Consider the following 19,501-nt stretch of genomic DNA (forward strand, 5'->3'; position numbering starts at 1 on the left):
ATAAAATCAAATTTTAGGGCAGGTTGATGATTTTTTTTATTTCATCAAGAGTTTTTTTGAAAATTAAAAAATTTTTTTATTTACAATAGCAAATTGTACAAAAGATTGAAGTTTAGATGATTTTATTAGTAATCAAATTTCAGAAATTAAAAATAAAGTCGAAGATAAACAAGTTATTTTAGGTTTAAGTGGTGGAGTTGATTCTTCAGTTGCCGCTGCCATTATTTCTAAGGCAATTGGTAAACAGTTAACTTGAATTTTTGTTGATACAGGTTTATTGAGAAAAAAATGAAGCAATTGATGTCATGGAAATTTATAAACAAAATTTTAAACTTAATCTTGAAATGATTGATGCAAGTAAACATTTTTTTACTGATTTAAAAAGTGTTAAAAATGCTGAAGAAAAAAGAAAAATTATTGGTAAACAATTTATTGATGTATTTACAACAGCAGCAAGAAAATTTAAAACGGCTGATTTTTTAGCACAAGGAACAATTTATCCGGATATTATTGAATCTTCAAGTAAAAATGCAAGTTCAAAAACAATTAAAACTCATCATAATGTTGGTGGTTTACCTGATGATTTACAATTTAAATTGTTAGAACCATTAAAAACCTTATTTAAAGATGAAGTAAGAGAAATTGGTTTAAAACTCGGATTACCTGAAACATTAATTAATCGTCATCCTTTCCCTGGTCCTGGATTAGGAGTTAGAGTTATAGAAGAAGTAACAAAAGAAAAATGTTTAATTTTACAAGAAGTTGATCATATTTTTATTACCAAATTGAAAGAAAAAAATATATATAATCAAGTATCACAAGCATTTGCCACTTTGCTACCAGTTAAAACTGTGGGCGTAATGGGTGATAATCGCACTTATGATTATGTTGTTAGTTTAAGAAGTGTTAATACAATTGACTTTATGACAGCAACAAGTTCACATTTACCATGAGAATTTCTAGATGAAGTTGCAAATGAGATTATTAATAAAGTAGATGGTGTTAATAGAGTAGTTTATGATATTACATCAAAGCCACCAGGTACTATAGAATGGGAGTAAACTATGAATAAAGATTTAAATCAAAAAATAATATGTGAAGGAATTACTTTTGATAATGTATTATTAGTTCCAAGATATTCAGAAGTTTTACCAAATCAAGTTTCTTTAAAAACTAAATTAACAAATAAAATTGAATTAAATATTCCAATTTTATCTGCTGCTATGGATACAGTTACTGAATCTGATCTAGCAATTGCCATGGCAAGAGTTGGTGGTATTGGCATTATTCATAAAAATTTATCAATTGCTGAACAAGCTTTAGAAGTACAAAAAGTGAAAAGAAATGAGTCAGGTTTTATTACTGATCCCATTACTATTGGTGTTCAAACTTTAATTAGTGAAGCAAAATCAATTATGAGTACTTATCGAATTTCTGGATTGCCTGTTGTAAATGAAGAAAATCAACTAATTGGAATTGTTACTAATCGTGATTTAAAATATCTTGATAATGATAATGCATTAGTTAAAAATATTATGACTACCAAAAATTTAATTGTTGGTGATAAAACAACAACAATCGAACAAGCAAAACAAGTTATGTTAAAAAATAAAATTGAAAAACTACCAATTGTTGGTTCAAATAATAAATTGATTGGTTTAATTACAACAAAAGATATTGATAAAGCTATTGATTATCCAAATGCTTGTAAAGATGATCAAGGACGATTAAGAGTTGGTGCTGCTGTTGGTGTTGGTGAAGACACTTTAGCAAAAGTTGAGGCATTAGTTAAAGCAAAAGTTGATGTATTAGTTGTTGATTCAGCACATGGTCATAGTTTAGGGATTTTAAAAACAGTTAAAGTAATTCGTAAAACTTATCCAAAATTAGATATTATTGCTGGAAATATTTGTACTGCAGCTGGAGCACAAGCACTTTATGAAGCTGGCGCAAATTGTATTAAAGTTGGTGTTGGTCCTGGTAGCATTTGTACTACTAGAATAATAGCAGGAGTTGGTGTGCCACAAATTACTTTTAATTTTCACAAAAAATCTTGATATTACTTTTAATTTAAAATTAAAAGTAATATTTTTATATCAGGGGTGATTTTTTGTGACTAATAATGAATTAATTGATGTTTTAAAAAACAAAAAAGATGAAGAATTTATAAAAATTATTAGACATTTTAAAAATAGAATTAAACAAATTGAGAAAAAAGAAAAATTAGAAGCAATTGATAAAACATTTAAAGAAAAAGGAATTCAATGTCCAAATTGTAAATCTTATTGATGTGTAAAAAATGGTTTTAAGAATAATAAGCAAAAATATTTATGCAAAGATTGTAAAAGTAGCTTTGATGCTTTAAGAAATCATTTTTTACATTGAAGTCATTTATCTCATGAACAATGAGATTGAATAATTTGATTGTCATTGTTAGGTCAATCTGCTTATACTATTTCTCAATTTGCTAAAATTTCAAAAACATCAGCATGATTTAATCGTCAAAAATTTATGAAATCATCACAATTAGCAAAAACACAAAAACCATTCACAAAATTAAAAGGTAGAATTGAAATTGATGAAACTTTTATCAAAGAAATTCATAAAGGAAATTTCAAAAATCCAGATGATCCAAGAAAAAAATGAATTGAAGAAAATGCTAAAGATTTAAACTGTTGTATTGAAATGGCAATTGATGAAAATAAAAATATTTATGCTCAAACAACAAATACTAAAAGATTAACAAAAAAATGAGTACAAGAAAATTTAACATCTAAGCTTATCGAAGAAAAATCAATTATAGTTTGTGATATGCAAATACTATATGATACAGTAGCTAAACAAACAAAATGTACTCTCAAGAAATTTAAATCAAAAGAAAATAAAGAATTAAATTATAAAAATTTAAGTAATATCAGTAAAATACAATCAAGTTTAAAAGAATTGATTACTCATTATCATGGCATTGGATTTACCAATATTCAAAATTACCTCAATTTATGAAAATTTAAATACCAACATTATAAAATATCACCTTATGCAAAATCTGAAGCATTATATTTCAGTTTGTAAAAAAAATAAATCCCAAAATTAAATAAAATCAAATTTTAGGCCGGGTTGATGATTTTTTTTATTTCATCAAGAGTTTTTTTGAAAATTAAAACAAATTACTGCTATTAATGATGTTTATAATTGAGCAAAAAATAAAAACGTAACTGTCATTGCTGATGGTGGTATTAAATATTCTGGTGATATTGTAAAAGCAATTGCTGCTGGTAGCAATTGTGTAATGTTAGGTAGCATTTTAGCTGGAACAGAAGAATCACCAGGTGAGGAAATTATTGTCAATGGTAAAAAATATAAAAATTATGTTGGTATGGGTTCATTAGTTGCCATGAAACGTGGTAGTAGTGATCGTTATTTTCAAAAAGGAATTAAAAAATTAGTGCCAGAAGGAATTGAAGCACGTGTTCCTTTTAAAGGGAAAGTACAAGATGTTGTTTTTCAATTAGTTGGTGGTATTAGAAGTGGTATGGGTTATGTTGGTGCTAAAAATATTTTATCTTTAATCCAAGATTCTAAATTTGTAAAAATTTCGAGTGCTGGTTTAAGAGAATCACATCCTCATGATGTTGAACTAACAAAAGAAGCACCAAATTATAATAAATAAAAAATTTGTATATTTAAAAAAAGTAAGTTTTAATAAAACTTACTTTTTAATTTTAATTAATATTTAATTTTTTTATTAATAACAATTTCATCGTTTTGTTGTACGTTATGACGTTTAATTGTAATTTCTTTGTTAGTTTTATTTATAGAAATTTCAGAATAACCACCAAAAAGTGCAGTACCACTTAAAACATCATAAACTGTTTTTTTTACCAACATTAACTGCAATTATTTTTTCATCATATTTGGTTGGCACAAAGTGTTGATGTCCAGTTAACATTAAAATAACATTATATTTTGCTAAAATTGCATTTTCAAATTCAGTTCTTTGTTCTTTGCTTCATCATTCTTGATCAATTGAAAAATCATCATATCCATAATGAAAAGCTAAAACAATTGGCATATTACTCAAACCAACATTTATTTCTAAATCTTTTTGTAATTCAATTAATGCTGGCCCAGGATCACTTCTTCCGAAATTTCAACCTGAAGTATCTTTATTAATTGGCGCTAAACTGCATTGAACAAAATGTATACCCAATCAATTTCAAGAATATACAGGAACTTCATTTTTTGAAGTATAATAGAGTAAGTGAGTTGCTGTCATAGCATTTTGTTTAACAATATTTTGGTTAAGTCAAGTTTGGTTAACTTTACAAGTAGTATCAGAATCATGGTTACCAAAACCTGCTAAAAGATGATTAGAGATTGATGCTAACATTAATTTATAAGAAAATAAATTTCCTGTATATTTAACATAACCTGTTAAATCACCAGAAATAATAACACCTCTATTATTATTTTCTGGTAAATGTTTAGCAAGGGCACTAATTGTTTTGTCACTAACTTATTGAGGATATCCAGCATGAATATCTGCTGTAGCTAAAAAATTAATTTCATCACTACTTTTTATTGTACTTGTTAAATTTGAATTAATATTATAAGAAAAATTACTATTGGTCATTGATAAAGCATTACTTATTGCAAGTAGTAATAATATTTTTTTCATATCTTTTCCGCTCCATATTAATTATAAACTTGCACTTATTGCTGGATTTAATACTAATGGTGGTTCTACTTCATTATTATTTATTGAATTTATTTGTGTTTGTGATAGTAAAGGTGTTGTTTCATCAATTTCTCTACTATTTGTTTGTTTTCTATTTTCATAAAGTACTTTTACATATTCAACAGTTTTTACACTAACAGTTGAAGTTATTGCCATTGTTACTGCTGAAATTAAACCTCATATTAAAACACCTTTAACTGTATAACGATATGGATTAAAATCATTGTTTATATAATTATCAATAAAATCATATTCCATAATATCTAATCATTCAGCAATCATTGTTGGGATTGAATATCATCCAGCAATATTTCCTATAACTTCACCGAAAATGGTTGAACTTAGTATAATTTTATTTTGTATTTTCATTTTTCTTTTTATCTCCTTTTTAAAAATATAAAAAACCATTTACTTTTAAACTAAAGTAATAGTTAAAATTTAAAACTTATATTCAGTTTACAATTAAGTACTATATAAGAAAAAATTAAAGATATAAGAAATTAGATATATGTATAATAAATTAATAAAATTGGTAAATTTGGTTTATATTCTTTTACTGTATGTTGTATATTTTGTAAATTATCTATTTTTTCATCATTTGCCTTATTTTTTATATGATTAAAATTATCATTAAGAATGGTAGGTATTTTATCTAATTTTTGGTTCAGTATTATTTCTAATTCATTAATTTCTTTTTCCAAAATTTGGCATTCTTCTTTTAATTTTAGTGCTCTTTTTTCTTGCTCCATTACTTTTTTTCATTTCATTGTATGTCTTTGTCCACTAATTTTCATTTCTTGTCCTCATTTTTTACTTAATTCTAGATTATCTTCAATTAAATATTTATTACGTATTATTTTATATTTAGAATATAATTTTTCTTGTTCTTTTTTAGTATTTGATATTTTTATTTTTTGCTGTTTATAAAGATTATTTAATTCATTAAATTTGTCAATAAGAATTCATATTGATTCATGATATTTTTTAATTTCTAAATTTAGTTGATTAATTTCTATTTTCTGTTTTTCAGTCATTTTAACTACCTTTTATAAATTAATTATTTAAAAAATAATTAATTTATATTTCCTTTCATTTTTCTAAATAAAAACCTATTATTTTTATTTAAAAATAATAGGTTAAAAACTCATATCAAGTTTAACTAAATACTATCATATTTGATTAATAAATATAGAAAATTGATTAGAAGATTTATAATTATATTTCAACTCCTTTTAAATCATTGATGTTTACTCCTATTTTTGATATAAATAATTTGTATTTAAAAATAATACAAATTTTTTATTGAAAATAGAAGAATATTATTCTTAAATATTTGGTAGTTTTAAGAACTTTATTCACTAAAATAAAGTTCTTTTGATTTTAGTATACAATTAAATTATACGTTTGAAGAAAGGTTGGTTGATAATGCAATTTTTTAAAAAGAAGCATATAGAACAAAAAACAACAACCATGTTTAAACAATTTTCGCAACTATCGAAAGAAGAAGTTATCCAACAATTAGATGGTAGTATGTACGGATTAAAAAAGGAAGAAGTAGAAGACAGACTTAAAAAATATGGTAAAAATGTTTTTTCTCATAAACGATTTGTTTGATACAAAAAATTAATGCACAATATTTTTAATCCTTTTATTATTGTTTTAATGATAATAGTTATCTATAATTTTATTAGTTACAGTATTATTGATACTAATACTGATAAAAATGTTGATTTGTACAGTGCTATTATTGTTTTAGTAATGATTATTTTGAGTGTTTTTATATCTTACTTTCAAGATTATCGTTCCTATAAATCTTCAGAAAAATTACGACAATTAATTGAAACAACAGGCAGTGTTTTTCGATTTAGTAATAAAAATAAAAAAATTGATTTTAATGCTTTAAATAGTGTTGCCAATTTTACAAAAGAAGTATTAATTGAAAATTTAGTACCAGGTGATATTATTTTCTTATCTTCTGGTGATATGATTCCTGCTGACGTTCGAATTTTAGTTTCAACCGATCTATTTATTAATCAATCGGCACTAACTGGTGAAACATTTCCTGTTGAAAAACACGCTATTAATACTAAAGATGATAATAAAAAAAGTAGTATCCTAGAATTAGAAAACATATGTTTTATGGGTACTAGTATTGTTTCAGGTGGTGCTATTGCTATTGTTATTGCATCAGGTGTTAATACTTATTTTGGATCAATTGCTAGTGCAGTAACTAGTAAACGTCCTGTTACTAGTTTTAGTAAAGGTATTAAAAAAGTTACTTACATTCTTATTGGTTTTATGTGTGTAATGGTACCATTAATATTTATTGTTAATGTAATTACTAAAAATAATATTTTAACAGCGTTAATATTTTCAATATCAGTTGCTGTTGGTATTACCCCCGAAATGCTACCAATGATTGTTAGTGCTAACTTAGCAAAAGGTGCAATTAGATTATCACATAAAAAAGTAATTGTTAAAAATTTAACTAGTATTCAAAGTTTTGGTGCAATGGATGTTTTATGCACTGATAAAACTGGTACTTTAACTGAGGATAGAATTGAGTTGATTAAACACTTAGATCCAGAAGGTGTTGAATCAAACAAAGTTTTAGAAATGGCATATTTAAATAGTTCTTTACAAACTGGATTAAAAAATAATATTGATAAAACAATTGTCCAACACATTAAAGCTCATCATAATAAAATAGTTGAAACGCCCTATCGTAAAATTGATGAAATACCTTTTGATTTTATAAGAAGACGAATGTCAATAGTAGTTTCAAAAGATAAAATTAATAATACTTTAATTTGCAAAGGAGCAGTAGAAGAAATATTAAAAATTTGTACTAAAGTTGAAATTGGAGGGAAAGTAATTGCCTTAACTGATAAAATTAAAGAAAATGTTTTAAAATTAAGTACGGAATTAAATAATGATGGTTTACGAGTAATTGCAATTGGTTATCAAGACTTTGCTAGTGACAAAACAATTTTTAAAATAGAAGATGAATCTAATTTAGTTTTATTAGGATATATAGGTTTTTTAGATGTACCTAAACCTAGTGCTATTAAAGCAATAACAACTCTTAATCAACACGGAATTGATGTTAAAATTTTGACTGGTGATAATGAAATTGTTACTAAATCAATTTGTAAAAAGGTGGGGTTAGAACCAGGAATTCCTTTATTAGGTAGTGACATTGAAGATATGGATGATCAACATTTACAAGCATTAGTAAATAAAACTACTATTTTTGCGAAAATGGACCCATTACAAAAATCAAGAATTATTGATATTTTAAAGTTAAATGGTCACACTGTTGGCTTTTTAGGTGATGGTATTAATGATGCTGTTGCTTTGCATCACGCTGATGTTGGAATATCTGTTAATAGTGCTACTGATATTGCCAAAGAAGCATCTGATATTATTTTATTAGAAAAAGATTTAGATGTTTTAGAGCAAGGAGTGATCAGTGGTAGAAATACTTTTGGTAATATTTTAAAATATATTAAAATTACTATTTCCTCTAATTTTGGTAATTCATTAAGTATTTTAATTGCTTCAATTTGATTACCTTTTTTACCAATGATGGCAATTCAAATTTTACTACAAAATTTATTATATGATATTTCTCAATTAGCAATTCCTTGAGATAGGGTTGATGAAGACTTTATTAAAAAACCACAAAAATGAAATGCAAAAAGCATTTTACCTTTTGCATTCTGGAATGGACCGCTAAGTTCAATATTTGATATAACCACCTTTTTATTTTTAGGATACGGTTTACATATATTTGTCAACTTTGCTAATGTAGATCCTAATAGTGCTGCTGGCATATATCAACAATCATTATTTCATACTGGATGATTTATTTTAGGAGTTACTTCACAAACATTAATTGTACAATTATTACGAACTTCTAAGGTACCTTTTATTCAAAGTATGCCATCTCATCAACTATTTTTAACAACAATTATAATTACTATTATTGGCATTAGTATTCCATATACACAATTAGGAGCTACTATTGGTTTAACACCAATTCCTTTAATTTTTTATGCTTATTTAGCTGGCGTTGTCATTGTTTATTTCATTGCTAGTCAATTATTAAAAATGATATATATAAAGGTTAATAAACGCTGATTGTAAACTAAATTTTAATTTTAAGATAAATGTATTGGATTTTTTTAAAAATTATGATACAAATAAGTGTAAAACTAAAGAAAGTTTTTGTATTCCTGTTACTTTTAATAAAGTAACAGGAATTTCATATTATAGATAGGAACAGATAAAAGTATGCTAACATTAAATTACCTTATTGATCAATTTCAAAATAAAAAAATTCAATTTTCTATTATTTAAGATTTTATGAATAATCCAAACATTAGTGATGAGGAAGTTATTGGTTTAGATAATAACAATAGAAATGCCCTTCATAATAGTTTTTTATTAGATTTAGATGAAGGAGCAGAAATAGAAGATGAATATAACTATGATCCACACGAGGAAGGTTGAGAAACTTCAAGTGAATTAATAGAATTTACAACTAATAAAATAAAACTTATTAATTGATTAATAAATTTAAAAAAAATGATAAAAATTTTTTAAATCAACAAGATATTGAAGGAAATTCACCTTTACATTTAGCAATTATGAAACAATATATTGTAGACTGAAAACTTGGAGGAGAGTTTAAAAATATAGCAAAGCAACTAATTAATAATTCACAAGTTAATCCCAATTTAGTAAATTTGCAAAATGAAACTCCGTTTTGCAAATTATTAATACAAGAAATTAATAAACCTGATGTATATCCGACAAATAAAGAAATTCGTGAATTAGTTAATGATTTTCAAAATAATTCTCATTTTAATATTAATAGTGTTAATAATAAAAAACAAAATCTTTTACATATTATTGCTAAAGAAGGTAATAAAACTGATTTTAGAATTAATTTTGCTATCACTAAAAAAACTAATTTTTATCAAATAGATGATAATGGTAATATACCTTATGAAATAGCAATCCTAAACAACAATTTTGATATGTTAGAAATAATAGAAAATTGCAAATATTTTGATATTAATACACCTATTGATAAGTTTAATAACACTATATTACATAGAGCAATTAGAAGTAATAATAAAAAAATTATAAGAACACTATTATTAAAAAATAAAAATGGTGATTTAGAAATTAATTTTGATATTAAAAATAAAAATAATGAAAAACCTTTTAAATTTGAAGATATGATAATTGATTGATTACATCAATTACCAAGAAATCAAAATCAAATTGAAATGATGATTATTGATTTTTTAATAACAAATGAATGTAATTATAATAATTATATAACTAGAGAAGGATTAACTTGATGAACTTTAGCTATTAAATATAACTGAAAAGAAGTTACTAATTATTTGGTTAATAGTGTATTAACTGATATTAACAAAATAGATAGTAATCCTTTTAAAAATAAAAATTATCTTCTTGATAATGAGACAAAAGAAGAAGTAGATAGTATGTTAGATGATTTATCATATGTTGATTCAAAAATTATAACATTTATTAAAAAACTTCCAAATTGTCCTAATTTTAATGAATTACAAAAAGATGTTTTAGAACAACGAGTAATTGCTATCCATAATTTCAAAAAATATCAAACTGATCAAAATTTATCTGATAATGAAAAAGCAATTTTTAAGATATACCTAGATGCAATATTAGATGAAGATGATACAAATTGATCAGAAGAAAAGAAAACAGATTTTAATAAAGTAAAAGAATGATTAACAAAAGAAGAAGTTAACAAAGAAAAGCGTAAATTAGAAAATACAGAAAAAAATTTTAATTTTCAAAAAAACTATTGATGAAATAAAAAAAATCATCAACCTGGCCTAAAATTTGATTTTATTTAATTTTGGGATTTATTTTTTTTACAAACTGAAATATAATGCTTCAGATTTTGCATAAGGTGATATTTTATAATGTTGGTATTTAAATTTTCATAAATTGAGGTAATTTTGAATATTGGTAAATCCAATGCCATGATAATGAGTAATAAATTCTTTTAAACTTGATTGTATTTTACTGATATTACTTAAATTTTTATAATTTAATTCTTTATTTTCTTTTCATTTAAATTTCTTGAGAGTACATTTTGTTTGTTTAGCTACTGTATCATATAGTATTTGCATATCACAAACTATAATTGATTTTTCTTCGATAAGCTTAGATGTTAAATTTTATTGTACTCATTTTTTTGTTAATCTTTTAGTATTTGTTGTTTGAGCATAAATATTTTTATTTTCATCAATTGCCATTTCAATACAACAGTTTAAATCTTTAGCATTTTCTTCAATAGACTTGGTGCAAAACCTTTAATTTTAAAAATTTAACGATTATTATTAATATTAAAGGTGATAGTTATTATGTTGAAAAAATATAAAGATGATCCAGAATTTTATAGTTTAGTCGGCATAAAGCCACAAACATTTTATAAAATGCTTGAAATTTTAAAAATTGCTGAGTCTAAACAAAAATATTGTGGTGGTAGAAAAAATAAAATTGTAATTGAAGAGCGTTTATTAATGACTTTAGAATATTGAAAAGACTATAGTAGTTATAGAGTTATTGCAAAAAGATATAATATTAGTCATACTAGTTGCATTCGTAATATTTTTTGAATTGAAAATATTTTAATAAAAAGCGGAATTTTTAATTTACCTGGAAAAAAAGATTTAACAAAAAATAAAGGTACTAATAATAATTTGTTAGCTATTGATGCTACTGAAACTCCAATTGAAAGAATTAAAAAAAACTAAAATTACTTTTTTCAGGTAAAAAGAAACATCATTCTCTCAAATCCCAAATAATTATTGATATTTCCAATGGAAAAATGATTTCAACTGCTTTTTGTTTTGGAAGCATTCATGATTTTAAATTGCTTCTAAAATATAAAACTTTTATTCATCCAGAAAAACAAGTTTTTGTTGATTCAGGTTATCAATGTATACAAAATATTCATAAAAATACATTTTTGCCATTTAAAAAAAGTAAATACAATCAATTAACACCAATTCAAAAAGAATACAATAAAACTTTAAGTAAAATTAGAATTAAAATTAAAAACGTATTTGCTAAACTAAAACGTTTTAAAATTTTAAGTTTAAAATATCGCAATAAAATACGAAGATTTGCATTAAGATTTAATTTAATAGCAGGAATATATAATTTTGAATTACCTTAGTTTTGCACCAAGTCTAATTCATTTTTTTCTGGGATCATCTGGATTTTTGAAATTTCCTTTATGAATTTCTTTGATAAAAGTTTCATCAATTTCAATTCTACCTTTTAATTTTGTGAATGGTTTTTGTGTTTTGGCTAATTGTGATGATTTCATAAATTTTTGACGATTAAATAATGCTGATGTTTTTGAAATTTTAGCAAATTGAGAAATAGTATAAGCAGATTGACCTAACAATGACAATCAAATTATTCAATCTCATTGTTCATGAGATAAATGACTTCAATAGAATTGGTGCAAAACTAAGGTAATTCCAAATTATATATTCCTGCTATTAAATTAAATCTTAATGCAAATCTTCGTATTTTATTGCGATATTTTAAACTTAAAATTTTAAAACGTTTTAGTTTAGCAAATACGTGTTCAATTTTAATTCTAATTTTACTTAAAGTTTTATTGTATTCTTTTTGAATTGGTGTTAATTGATTGTATTTACTTTTTTTAAATGGCAAAAATGTATTTTGATGAATATTTTGTATACATTGATAACCTGAATCAACAAAAACTTGTTTTTCTGGATGAATAAAAGTTTTAGATTTTAGAAGCAATTTAAAATCATGAATGCTTCCAAAACAAAAAGCAGTTGAAATAATTTTTCCATTGGAAATATCAATAATTCTTTGGGATTTGAGAGAATGATGTTTCTTTTTACCTCTTTAATTGTAAAATTAAAAAGGACACTTATATAAAAATTAAATTGTGTTAGTTCTATAATTAAGAAAAGAAAGGAATTAGCGCAATGTATAAGTATCTGAGTATTGAATCAATAATAGCAATAAAAGAATAGACTTGGTGCAAAACCTTTAATTTTAACAATTTAACGATTATTATTAATATTAAAGGTGATAGTTATTATTTTGAAAAAATATAAAGATGATCAAGAATTTTATAGTTTAGTCGTCATAAAGCCACAAACATTTTATAAAATGCTTGAAATTTTAAAAATTGCTGAGTCTAAACAAAAATATTATGGTGGTAGAAAAAATAAAATTGTAATTGAAGAGCGTTTATTAATGACTTTAGAATATTGAAAAGACTATAGTAGTTATAGAGTTATTGCAAAAAGATATAATATTAGTCATACTAGTTGCATTCGTAATATTTTTTGAATTGAAAATATTTTAATAAAAAGCGGAATTTTTAATTTACCTGGAAAAAAAGATTTAACAAAAAATAAAGGTACTAATAATAATTTGTTAGCTATTGATGCTACTGAAACTCCAATTGAAAGAATTAAAAAAAAATAAAATTACTTTTTTCAGGTAAAAATAAACATCATTCTCTCAAATCCCAAATAATTATTGATATTTCCAATGGAAAAATTATTTCAACTGCTTTTTGTTTTGGAAGCATTCATGATTTTAAATTGCTTCTAAAATCTAAAACTTTTATTCATCCAGAAAAACAAGTTTTTGTTGATTCAGGTTATCAAGGTATACAAAATATTCATAAAAATACATTTTTGCCATTTAAAAAAAGTAAATACAATCAATTAACACCAATTCAAAAAGAATACAATAAAACTTTAAGTAAAATTATAATTAAAATTGAACACGTATTTGCTAAACTAAAACGTTTTAAAATTTTAAGTTTAAAATATCGCAATAAAATACGAAGATTTGCATTAAGATTTAATTTAATAGCAGGAATATATAATTTTGAATTACCTTAGTTTTGCACCAAGTCTAATATAAAAATTATGGATTTTCGATTCGTAAAATAGCAAAAATTGTTGATTATAGTAAATCAACTGTACATAGAGTTTGTAGATTATTAAATAAAAACTTATTGCCATTAGAAATATTGAATCAATTTCAAAAAAATAAACAAAACGCAGGCAGAAAATTAATAATTTTAACTTTAACAGAAATTAATAGTATTAATCATTTGTTAATGACTAAAAAGTATGCTCTTGATATAATTGCTAACTTTTTAAAGGAAAATAAAATAAAAAGTATTTCAACAAAAACTTTATATAACATGTTTAAAACAAATCGAATGGGTTTTGATGAAAATAACTTATTGAGAAAAGGCAAAAATAAATCTCACAAACAAAAAGAAACTAGGGGCAAAATTAATAATTGTAAGTCTATTCATGAAAGAAATTTAATCATTCCTAATATTAAAAATATACAAGAATTTGGTCATTTAGAAGGTGATACTATCATTGGCAAAGATCATAAAAGTTCTATTATTACTTTGGCTGATATATGATCAAAAACCACAATTCCTTTAGTAACTAAAAATCATAAATCAGAAAATATTACTAAAAGTATAATAAAATTTATTTCAAAGTTACAAAAAGGAACAGTTAAAACCATTACTTTTGATCGTGGTAAAGAATTTAGTAAATGAAGATTAATCGAAAAAATTTGTAATGTCAAAATTTATTTTGCAGATCCCGGTAAACCTTGCCAAAGGGGTTTAAATGAAAATAATAATGGTATTTTAAGAAGATATTTACCAAAATCTACAGATCTATCTTCATATAAAAAAATATTTAAATTTTATAGCATTTCAAATTAATTCTACACCCAGAAAATCGCTCTCTTATAAAAGACCAATAGATTTAATACAATTATTTTAAAAAACTGTCCCATTTATATTTACAACTCAGGATTTTTTTTATTTCATCAAGAGTTTTTTTGAAAATTAAAAAAATTTTCTCTTAAATTTCTCATAAATGAACTTGTTCAATTTGAAACAATTTGTGTTGCTACATTTGCTGATGAAGTCATAAATCTTTCAATAGACTTGGTGCAAAACCTTTAATTTTAACAATTTAACGATTATTATTAATATTAAAGGTGATAGTTATTATGTTGAAAAAATATAAAGATGATCAAGAATTTTATAGTTTAGTCGGCATAAAGCCACAAACATTTTATAAAATGCTTGAAATTTTAAAAATTGCTGAGTCTAAACAAAAATATTATGGTGGTAGAAAAAATAAAATTGTAATTGAAGAGCGTTTATTAATGACTTTAGAATATTGAAAAGACTATAGTAGTTATAGAGTTATTGCAAAAAGATATAATATTAGTCATACTAGTTGCATTCGTAATATTTTTTGAATTGAAAATATTTTAATAAAAAGCGGAATTTTTAATTTACCTTGAAAAAAAGATTTAACAAAAAATAAAGGTACTAATAATAATTTGTTAGCTATTGATGCTACTGAAACTCCAATTGCAAGAATTAAAAAAAACTAAAATTACTTTTTTCAGGTAAAAAGAAACATCATTCTCTCAAATCCCAAATAATTATTGATATTTCCAATGGAAAAATTATTTCAACTGCTTTTTGTTTTGGAAGCATTCATGATTTTAAATTGCTTCTAAAATCTAAAACTTTTATTCATCCAGAAAAACAAGTTTTTGTTGATTCAGGTTATCAAGGTATACAAAATATTCATAAAAATACATTTTTGCCATTTAAAAAAAGTAAATACAATCAATTAACACCAATTCAAAAAGAATACAATAAAACTTTAAGTAAAATTAGAATTAAAATTGAACACGTATTTGCTAAACTAAAACGTTTTAAAATTTTAAGTTTAAAATATCGCAATAAAATAAGAAGATTTGCATTAAGATTTAATTTAATAACAGGAATATATAATTTTGAATTACCTTAGTTTTGCACCAAGTCTAATATCAAATTCTGGAATCCTGAGTTGTAAATATAAATGGGACAGTTTTTTAAAATAATTGTATTAAATCTATTGGTCTTTTATAAGAGAGCGATTTTCTGGGTGTATAATTAATTTGAAATGCTATAAAATTTAAATCTTTTTGTTTATATGAAGATAGATCTGTAGATTTTGGTAAATATCTTCTTAAAATACCATTATTATTTTCATTTAAACCCCTTTGGCAAGGTTTACCAGGATCTGCAAAATAAATTTTGACATTACAAATTTTTTCGATTAATCTTCATTTACTAAATTCTTTACCACGATCAAAAGTAATGGTTTTAACTGTTCCTTTTTGTAACTTTGAAATAAATTTTATTATACTTTTCGTAATATTTTCTGATTTATGATTTTTAGTTACTAAAGGAATTGTGGTTTTTGATCATATATCAGCCAAAGTAATAATAGAACTTTTATGATCTTTGCCAATGATAGTATCACCTTCTAAATGACCAAATTCTTGTATATTTTTAATATTAGGAATGATTAAATTTCTTTCATGAATAGACTTACAATTATTAATTTTGCCCCTAGTTTCTTTTTGTTTGTGAGATTTATTTTTGCCTTTTCTCAATAAGTTATTTTCATCAAAACCCATTCGATTTGTTTTAAACATGTTATATAAAGTTTTTGTTGAAATACTTTTTATTTTATTTTCCTTTAAAAAGTTAGCAATTATATCAAGAGCATACTTTTTAGTAATTAACAAATGATTAATACTATTAATTTCTGTTAAAGTTAAAATTATTAATTTTCTGCCTGCATTTTGTTTATTTTTTTGAAATTGATTCAATATTTCTGATGGCAATAAGTTTTTATTTAATAATCTACAAACTCTATGTACAGTTGATTTACTATAATCAACAATTTTTGCTATTTTACGAATCGAAAATCCATAATTTTTATATTCTTTTATTGCTATTATTGATTCAATACTCAGATACTTATACATTGCGCTAATTCCTTTCTTTTCTTAATTATAGAACTAACACAATTTAATTTTTATATAAGTGTCCTTTTTAATTGTAAAATTAAAGTTTATTAAAAGTAATAATTTCAAAATTATGTATTTTACTTTGATCATTTAAAATCTTTAACTGTTGTTTATTAATGGTATCATTATCACCACAAATAAACTTAATTGGTTTTTTATATTTTAATAATGATAAAACACCAGTTTCAACACCAATAAAAATTTGATTAATAAATTGTTCTCAATTTAAATTATAATCACAACAAACAATTACTAATTGTTTAATATCACTATTTTTCATAATTTGTTAACATCGCAACTTGTTTTTTTACTGAATTATCACTATTTAATAAATAACTCCCCGCTACTAGGTAATTAGCACCAGCAGCAATACAATCATTTGCTGTTAAATTATTAATGCCACCATCAACAGCAATTGTAATATTTGGAAAATTATTATCGATATGTTTTACTAACATTTTAATTTTATTAATAGTTAAATCTAAAAAACGTTGTCCACCCGCACCTGGTTGCACACTCATAATTAAAATTGTATCAAGATCTTTCAAATAATCATAAATTTTTGAAATTGGTGTATCAGGATTAATGGCAATTCCTTTTTTAAAACCAGGGTTTTTTCACTGCAGAAATTCTTTTAATTGTTCGTCTGTTAATACTTCATAATGCAAAGTAATATTTTTAACTTGCGGTAAAATTATAAATGGTTTTAAATAATAACATACTTTTGATGTTGTTATCTTTACCATCATATGACAATCAATATTGATATTAGAACTAAATTTACATACATCACTTAATATTTTTGCACCAAAACTTAAATTTTCAACAAAATGATGATCCATAACATCAAAATGAATTCAATTAATTCCTGCGTTTTGTAAATTTAATAAATCATCTTTTAAAGATAGAAAGTTAGCAGTTAAAATGCTAGCGGCAATTGTTACTTCTTTTTTCATATATTACCATCCTTTATTTTAAATTATTAATTTTATTTCATTCTATTAAAATTTTACAATAATCTTCATAAAAAAAACTAGAAATTATTTTATTTGAAACTGCTTTTTTAATTGCACATTCTGGTTCTTGCTGATGTAAGCAAGTACGAAACTTACAATTTTGTCAAATATTAGTAAAACTAGGAAAATTAGTAGCAATATCAATACTACTTAGACCTTGTAACTGAAAGACCGAAAAACCAGGTGTATCTGCAATAATACCATCATGTAAAAAATAAAGGCGATTTTTAGTTGTGGTATGTTTACCACGATTTAAACTTGTAGAAATATCCTGTGTTCATAATTTTAAATTATTATCCAAACTATTTAAAGTTGAACTCTTTCCCACTCCTGAAGTACCTGTTAATATTGATAACTGGTTTGTAAAAACTTTTTTTAAATCTTCAATACCATTTTTTTTAACATTTGAAATAAAAATTGTTGGTAAATTTAAATTCTGATATGCTTTAACTTTTGTTCAAACTTCATTATCTTTAGTTACCAAATCAATTTTTGTAAATATTAAAATTATTTTTAAATGATAATAATTAAAAATAGTTAATAATTTATTTAATAGAAAACTACTAAGAAAAGGATTAACAAGAGAACTAACAATTAATACTTGATCAACATTAGCAATGCTTGGTCGATATAGTTCATTAAATCGAGGTAAAATTGATTCAACCAAAGGATTTTTATCATCTTTAAAATTAACTTTAACATAATCACCAACTAAAATTTTTGCTGTTTGAAATTTTAAATTTCCTTTGATTAAACAAGAAAAAATTTGATTTTCAATTCTTACTTCAACAAAGTTATTTGCAACTCCAATAACTATTCCTTGTTTAAAATTCATAGTGTCCTCCAATTAATATAAAATGAATATGCTTATAATAACACCAATAAGTAATAATATAAGGCTTTTATCCCTTTATGTACTATTTTTAAATTTTATCACATAAATGGAGATAAAAGCCTACCTAGGAAATTATCCCCGCATGTATTTAAATCAAACACAAAATTACAGTTTCAAAACTAGGTATGTTATTGAATTTATATGCTGATTCTTTTGCATATAAATGAATATTGTGCTTTGAAACTCTTATGTGTGTTCGGAAAGTTCGTCGGATGTGCTTTCATGCTGATTCAATCTGGTTTGTGTTTACACCTGTTGGTGACACATACCCAACTTCATGATTTACGATTTCATGTTTGGGATAGAATTTTTTGAAACTTACATATCCCTTCCAAGAATCCGTAAATAGACAGCACTCAGTAAAAATGTGTTTCAATGCAAATCTTAAAAGGTTTTTTTCATCTGCATTTTTCAGCACCTTCACAATTAGTTTGTTGCTGGTTTTCTCATAAACTCCAACAATCAAAGTTTTATTCAACAAGGATCTTCCTTGTTTTTTAAAACCTAAATGTGAAAGATACATTTCATCCATCTGTGCTGTGCCATCAACAATGAAACCTGCATCTTGATTTCCAATTCTAGTCCTGATTTCATGACACATTCTTCAAGCTGTTTTATAGGTCACACCCAATTCCCTTGCAACATCGGTTGCTGGTATGCCATGCTTTGTGTTTATTCATCTAAAGATGAGATAAAACCAAGATGTCATTTGGGTCTGTGACTTATAAAAAATGGTTCCATAAAGAATACTAAATGTTTGGTTACAGTTCAAACATCGTATTCTTCTCAAATCAGAAGCATTCAAACTAGAAGAAGCACACCTGATGCATTTCATTGTTTTAAACTTCGCTATATATT

22 protein-coding genes and 4 pseudogenes are annotated in these 19,501 nt (G+C 24.1%); 14 read left to right on the forward strand and 12 right to left on the reverse strand.

Annotation, left to right across the window (positions count from 1 at the left end; all coding sequences use genetic code 4):
* Positions 1-67: 67 nt before the first annotated feature.
* The 4 genes and pseudogenes from guaA to AAHM78_RS11545 all read left to right on the forward strand — a co-directional run.
* A pseudogene (gene guaA, locus AAHM78_RS11530) lies at positions 68-1,061 on the forward strand (glutamine-hydrolyzing GMP synthase); the annotation flags it as partial.
* Positions 1,062-1,064: 3 nt separating this feature from the next.
* A pseudogene (guaB, locus tag AAHM78_RS11535) lies at positions 1,065-2,033 on the forward strand (IMP dehydrogenase); the annotation flags it as partial.
* Between the two features lie 79 nt (positions 2,034-2,112).
* On the forward strand, positions 2,113-3,072 hold the full coding sequence (locus tag AAHM78_RS11540; protein WP_342253266.1) for an IS1595 family transposase: 960 nt from the start codon (positions 2,113-2,115) through the stop codon (positions 3,070-3,072).
* Between the two features lie 91 nt (positions 3,073-3,163).
* A pseudogene (locus AAHM78_RS11545) lies at positions 3,164-3,670 on the forward strand (IMP dehydrogenase); the annotation flags it as partial.
* Positions 3,671-3,808: 138 nt separating this feature from the next.
* Here AAHM78_RS11545 and AAHM78_RS11550 read toward each other — a convergent pair.
* The 4 genes from AAHM78_RS11550 to AAHM78_RS11565 form a co-directional block, all read right to left on the reverse strand.
* Complete coding sequence (locus AAHM78_RS11550) at positions 3,809-4,390, reverse strand: hypothetical protein (protein ID WP_342253267.1); 582 nt, start codon at positions 4,388-4,390, stop codon at positions 3,809-3,811.
* A 126-nt stretch (positions 4,391-4,516) separates the two neighbouring features.
* On the reverse strand, positions 4,517-4,678 hold the full coding sequence (locus AAHM78_RS11555; RefSeq protein ID WP_342253268.1) for a hypothetical protein: 162 nt from the start codon (positions 4,676-4,678) through the stop codon (positions 4,517-4,519).
* A gap of 21 nt (positions 4,679-4,699) precedes the next feature.
* Complete coding sequence (locus AAHM78_RS11560; RefSeq protein WP_342253269.1) at positions 4,700-5,107, reverse strand: hypothetical protein; 408 nt, start codon at positions 5,105-5,107, stop codon at positions 4,700-4,702.
* A 131-nt stretch (positions 5,108-5,238) separates the two neighbouring features.
* On the reverse strand, positions 5,239-5,772 hold the full coding sequence (locus AAHM78_RS11565; protein WP_342253270.1) for a hypothetical protein: 534 nt from the start codon (positions 5,770-5,772) through the stop codon (positions 5,239-5,241).
* Positions 5,773-6,163: 391 nt separating this feature from the next.
* Between AAHM78_RS11565 and mgtA the strand changes: the two genes are divergently transcribed.
* The 3 genes from mgtA to AAHM78_RS11580 all read left to right on the forward strand — a co-directional run bounded on the left by mgtA (position 6,164) and on the right by AAHM78_RS11580 (position 10,656).
* Positions 6,164-8,887, forward strand: a complete 2,724-nt coding sequence (gene mgtA / locus AAHM78_RS11570; RefSeq protein WP_342253271.1) for a magnesium-translocating P-type ATPase — start codon at positions 6,164-6,166, stop codon at positions 8,885-8,887.
* Positions 8,888-9,106: 219 nt separating this feature from the next.
* Entirely contained in the window at positions 9,107-9,346 is a 240-nt protein-coding gene (locus tag AAHM78_RS11575; RefSeq protein WP_342253272.1) for a hypothetical protein, read from the forward strand.
* The gene (locus AAHM78_RS11580) at positions 9,307-10,656 is read left to right on the forward strand and encodes a hypothetical protein (RefSeq protein WP_342253273.1); all 1,350 of its coding nucleotides are present in this window, start codon (positions 9,307-9,309) and stop codon (positions 10,654-10,656) included. Before AAHM78_RS11575 ends, AAHM78_RS11580 begins: the two co-directional genes overlap by 40 nt.
* Positions 10,657-10,674: 18 nt before the next feature.
* On the opposite strand, the gene AAHM78_RS11585 is transcribed toward AAHM78_RS11580, so the two are convergent.
* On the reverse strand, positions 10,675-10,935 hold the full coding sequence (locus AAHM78_RS11585) for a hypothetical protein (protein WP_342253274.1): 261 nt from the start codon (positions 10,933-10,935) through the stop codon (positions 10,675-10,677).
* A gap of 234 nt (positions 10,936-11,169) precedes the next feature.
* Here AAHM78_RS11585 and AAHM78_RS11590 point away from each other — a divergent pair, with 234 nt between their 5' ends.
* Both AAHM78_RS11590 and AAHM78_RS11595 read left to right on the forward strand, forming a co-directional pair.
* The gene (locus AAHM78_RS11590) at positions 11,170-11,562 is read left to right on the forward strand and encodes a transposase family protein (RefSeq protein ID WP_342253275.1); all 393 of its coding nucleotides are present in this window, start codon (positions 11,170-11,172) and stop codon (positions 11,560-11,562) included.
* Positions 11,563-11,621: 59 nt separating this feature from the next.
* Complete coding sequence (locus AAHM78_RS11595; RefSeq protein ID WP_342255161.1) at positions 11,622-11,987, forward strand: transposase family protein; 366 nt, start codon at positions 11,622-11,624, stop codon at positions 11,985-11,987.
* On the opposite strand, the gene AAHM78_RS11600 is transcribed toward AAHM78_RS11595, so the two are convergent.
* Both AAHM78_RS11600 and AAHM78_RS11605 read right to left on the reverse strand, forming a co-directional pair.
* Positions 11,979-12,284, reverse strand: coding sequence for a hypothetical protein (locus tag AAHM78_RS11600; protein WP_342253276.1), 306 nt, complete (start codon positions 12,282-12,284; stop codon positions 11,979-11,981). The two genes, AAHM78_RS11595 and AAHM78_RS11600, sit on opposite strands and share 9 nt — an antisense overlap.
* 2 nt (positions 12,285-12,286) lie before the next feature.
* A complete protein-coding gene (locus tag AAHM78_RS11605) occupies positions 12,287-12,652 on the reverse strand; it encodes a transposase family protein (protein WP_342255162.1) in 366 nt (121 codons plus the stop codon).
* A gap of 249 nt (positions 12,653-12,901) precedes the next feature.
* Here AAHM78_RS11605 and AAHM78_RS11610 point away from each other — a divergent pair, with 249 nt between their 5' ends.
* The 5 genes and pseudogenes from AAHM78_RS11610 (at position 12,902) to AAHM78_RS11630 (ending at position 15,681) form a co-directional block, all read left to right on the forward strand.
* Positions 12,902-13,291 (forward strand): transposase family protein, encoded by a 390-nt coding sequence (locus AAHM78_RS11610; protein ID WP_342253277.1) that lies wholly within the window; start codon positions 12,902-12,904, stop codon positions 13,289-13,291.
* Between the two features lie 59 nt (positions 13,292-13,350).
* A complete protein-coding gene (locus AAHM78_RS11615) occupies positions 13,351-13,716 on the forward strand; it encodes a transposase family protein (protein WP_342255122.1) in 366 nt (121 codons plus the stop codon).
* Between the two features lie 17 nt (positions 13,717-13,733).
* Positions 13,734-14,631: pseudogene (locus AAHM78_RS11620) on the forward strand (IS30 family transposase); the annotation flags it as partial.
* Positions 14,632-14,863: 232 nt separating this feature from the next.
* On the forward strand, positions 14,864-15,256 hold the full coding sequence (locus AAHM78_RS11625; protein WP_342253278.1) for a transposase family protein: 393 nt from the start codon (positions 14,864-14,866) through the stop codon (positions 15,254-15,256).
* Positions 15,257-15,315: 59 nt separating this feature from the next.
* Positions 15,316-15,681, forward strand: coding sequence for a transposase family protein (locus tag AAHM78_RS11630; protein ID WP_342255163.1), 366 nt, complete (start codon positions 15,316-15,318; stop codon positions 15,679-15,681).
* 64 nt (positions 15,682-15,745) lie between these two features.
* Here the strand turns inward: AAHM78_RS11630 and AAHM78_RS11635 are convergent, their stop codons facing one another.
* The 5 genes from AAHM78_RS11635 to AAHM78_RS11655 all read right to left on the reverse strand — a co-directional run bounded on the left by AAHM78_RS11635 (position 15,746) and on the right by AAHM78_RS11655 (position 19,448).
* On the reverse strand, positions 15,746-16,690 hold the full coding sequence (locus AAHM78_RS11635; RefSeq protein ID WP_342253279.1) for an IS30 family transposase: 945 nt from the start codon (positions 16,688-16,690) through the stop codon (positions 15,746-15,748).
* Between the two features lie 79 nt (positions 16,691-16,769).
* A complete protein-coding gene (locus tag AAHM78_RS11640) occupies positions 16,770-17,012 on the reverse strand; it encodes a hypothetical protein (RefSeq protein ID WP_342253280.1) in 243 nt (80 codons plus the stop codon).
* Complete coding sequence (locus AAHM78_RS11645; protein WP_342253281.1) at positions 17,002-17,688, reverse strand: ribulose-phosphate 3-epimerase; 687 nt, start codon at positions 17,686-17,688, stop codon at positions 17,002-17,004. The genes AAHM78_RS11640 and AAHM78_RS11645 overlap by 11 nt, the downstream gene beginning before the upstream one ends.
* 13 nt (positions 17,689-17,701) lie before the next feature.
* Positions 17,702-18,583, reverse strand: coding sequence for a ribosome small subunit-dependent GTPase A (gene rsgA, locus AAHM78_RS11650; RefSeq protein WP_342253282.1), 882 nt, complete (start codon positions 18,581-18,583; stop codon positions 17,702-17,704).
* A 148-nt stretch (positions 18,584-18,731) separates the two neighbouring features.
* Positions 18,732-19,448, reverse strand: a complete 717-nt coding sequence (locus AAHM78_RS11655; RefSeq protein WP_342252817.1) for an IS1595 family transposase — start codon at positions 19,446-19,448, stop codon at positions 18,732-18,734.
* Between the last annotated feature and the right edge of the window lie 53 nt (positions 19,449-19,501).

The sequence above is a fragment of the Spiroplasma endosymbiont of Zeiraphera isertana genome, from assembly GCF_964030805.1.
GTDB lineage: Bacteria > Bacillota_I > Bacilli_A > Mycoplasmatales > VBWQ01 > Spiroplasma_E.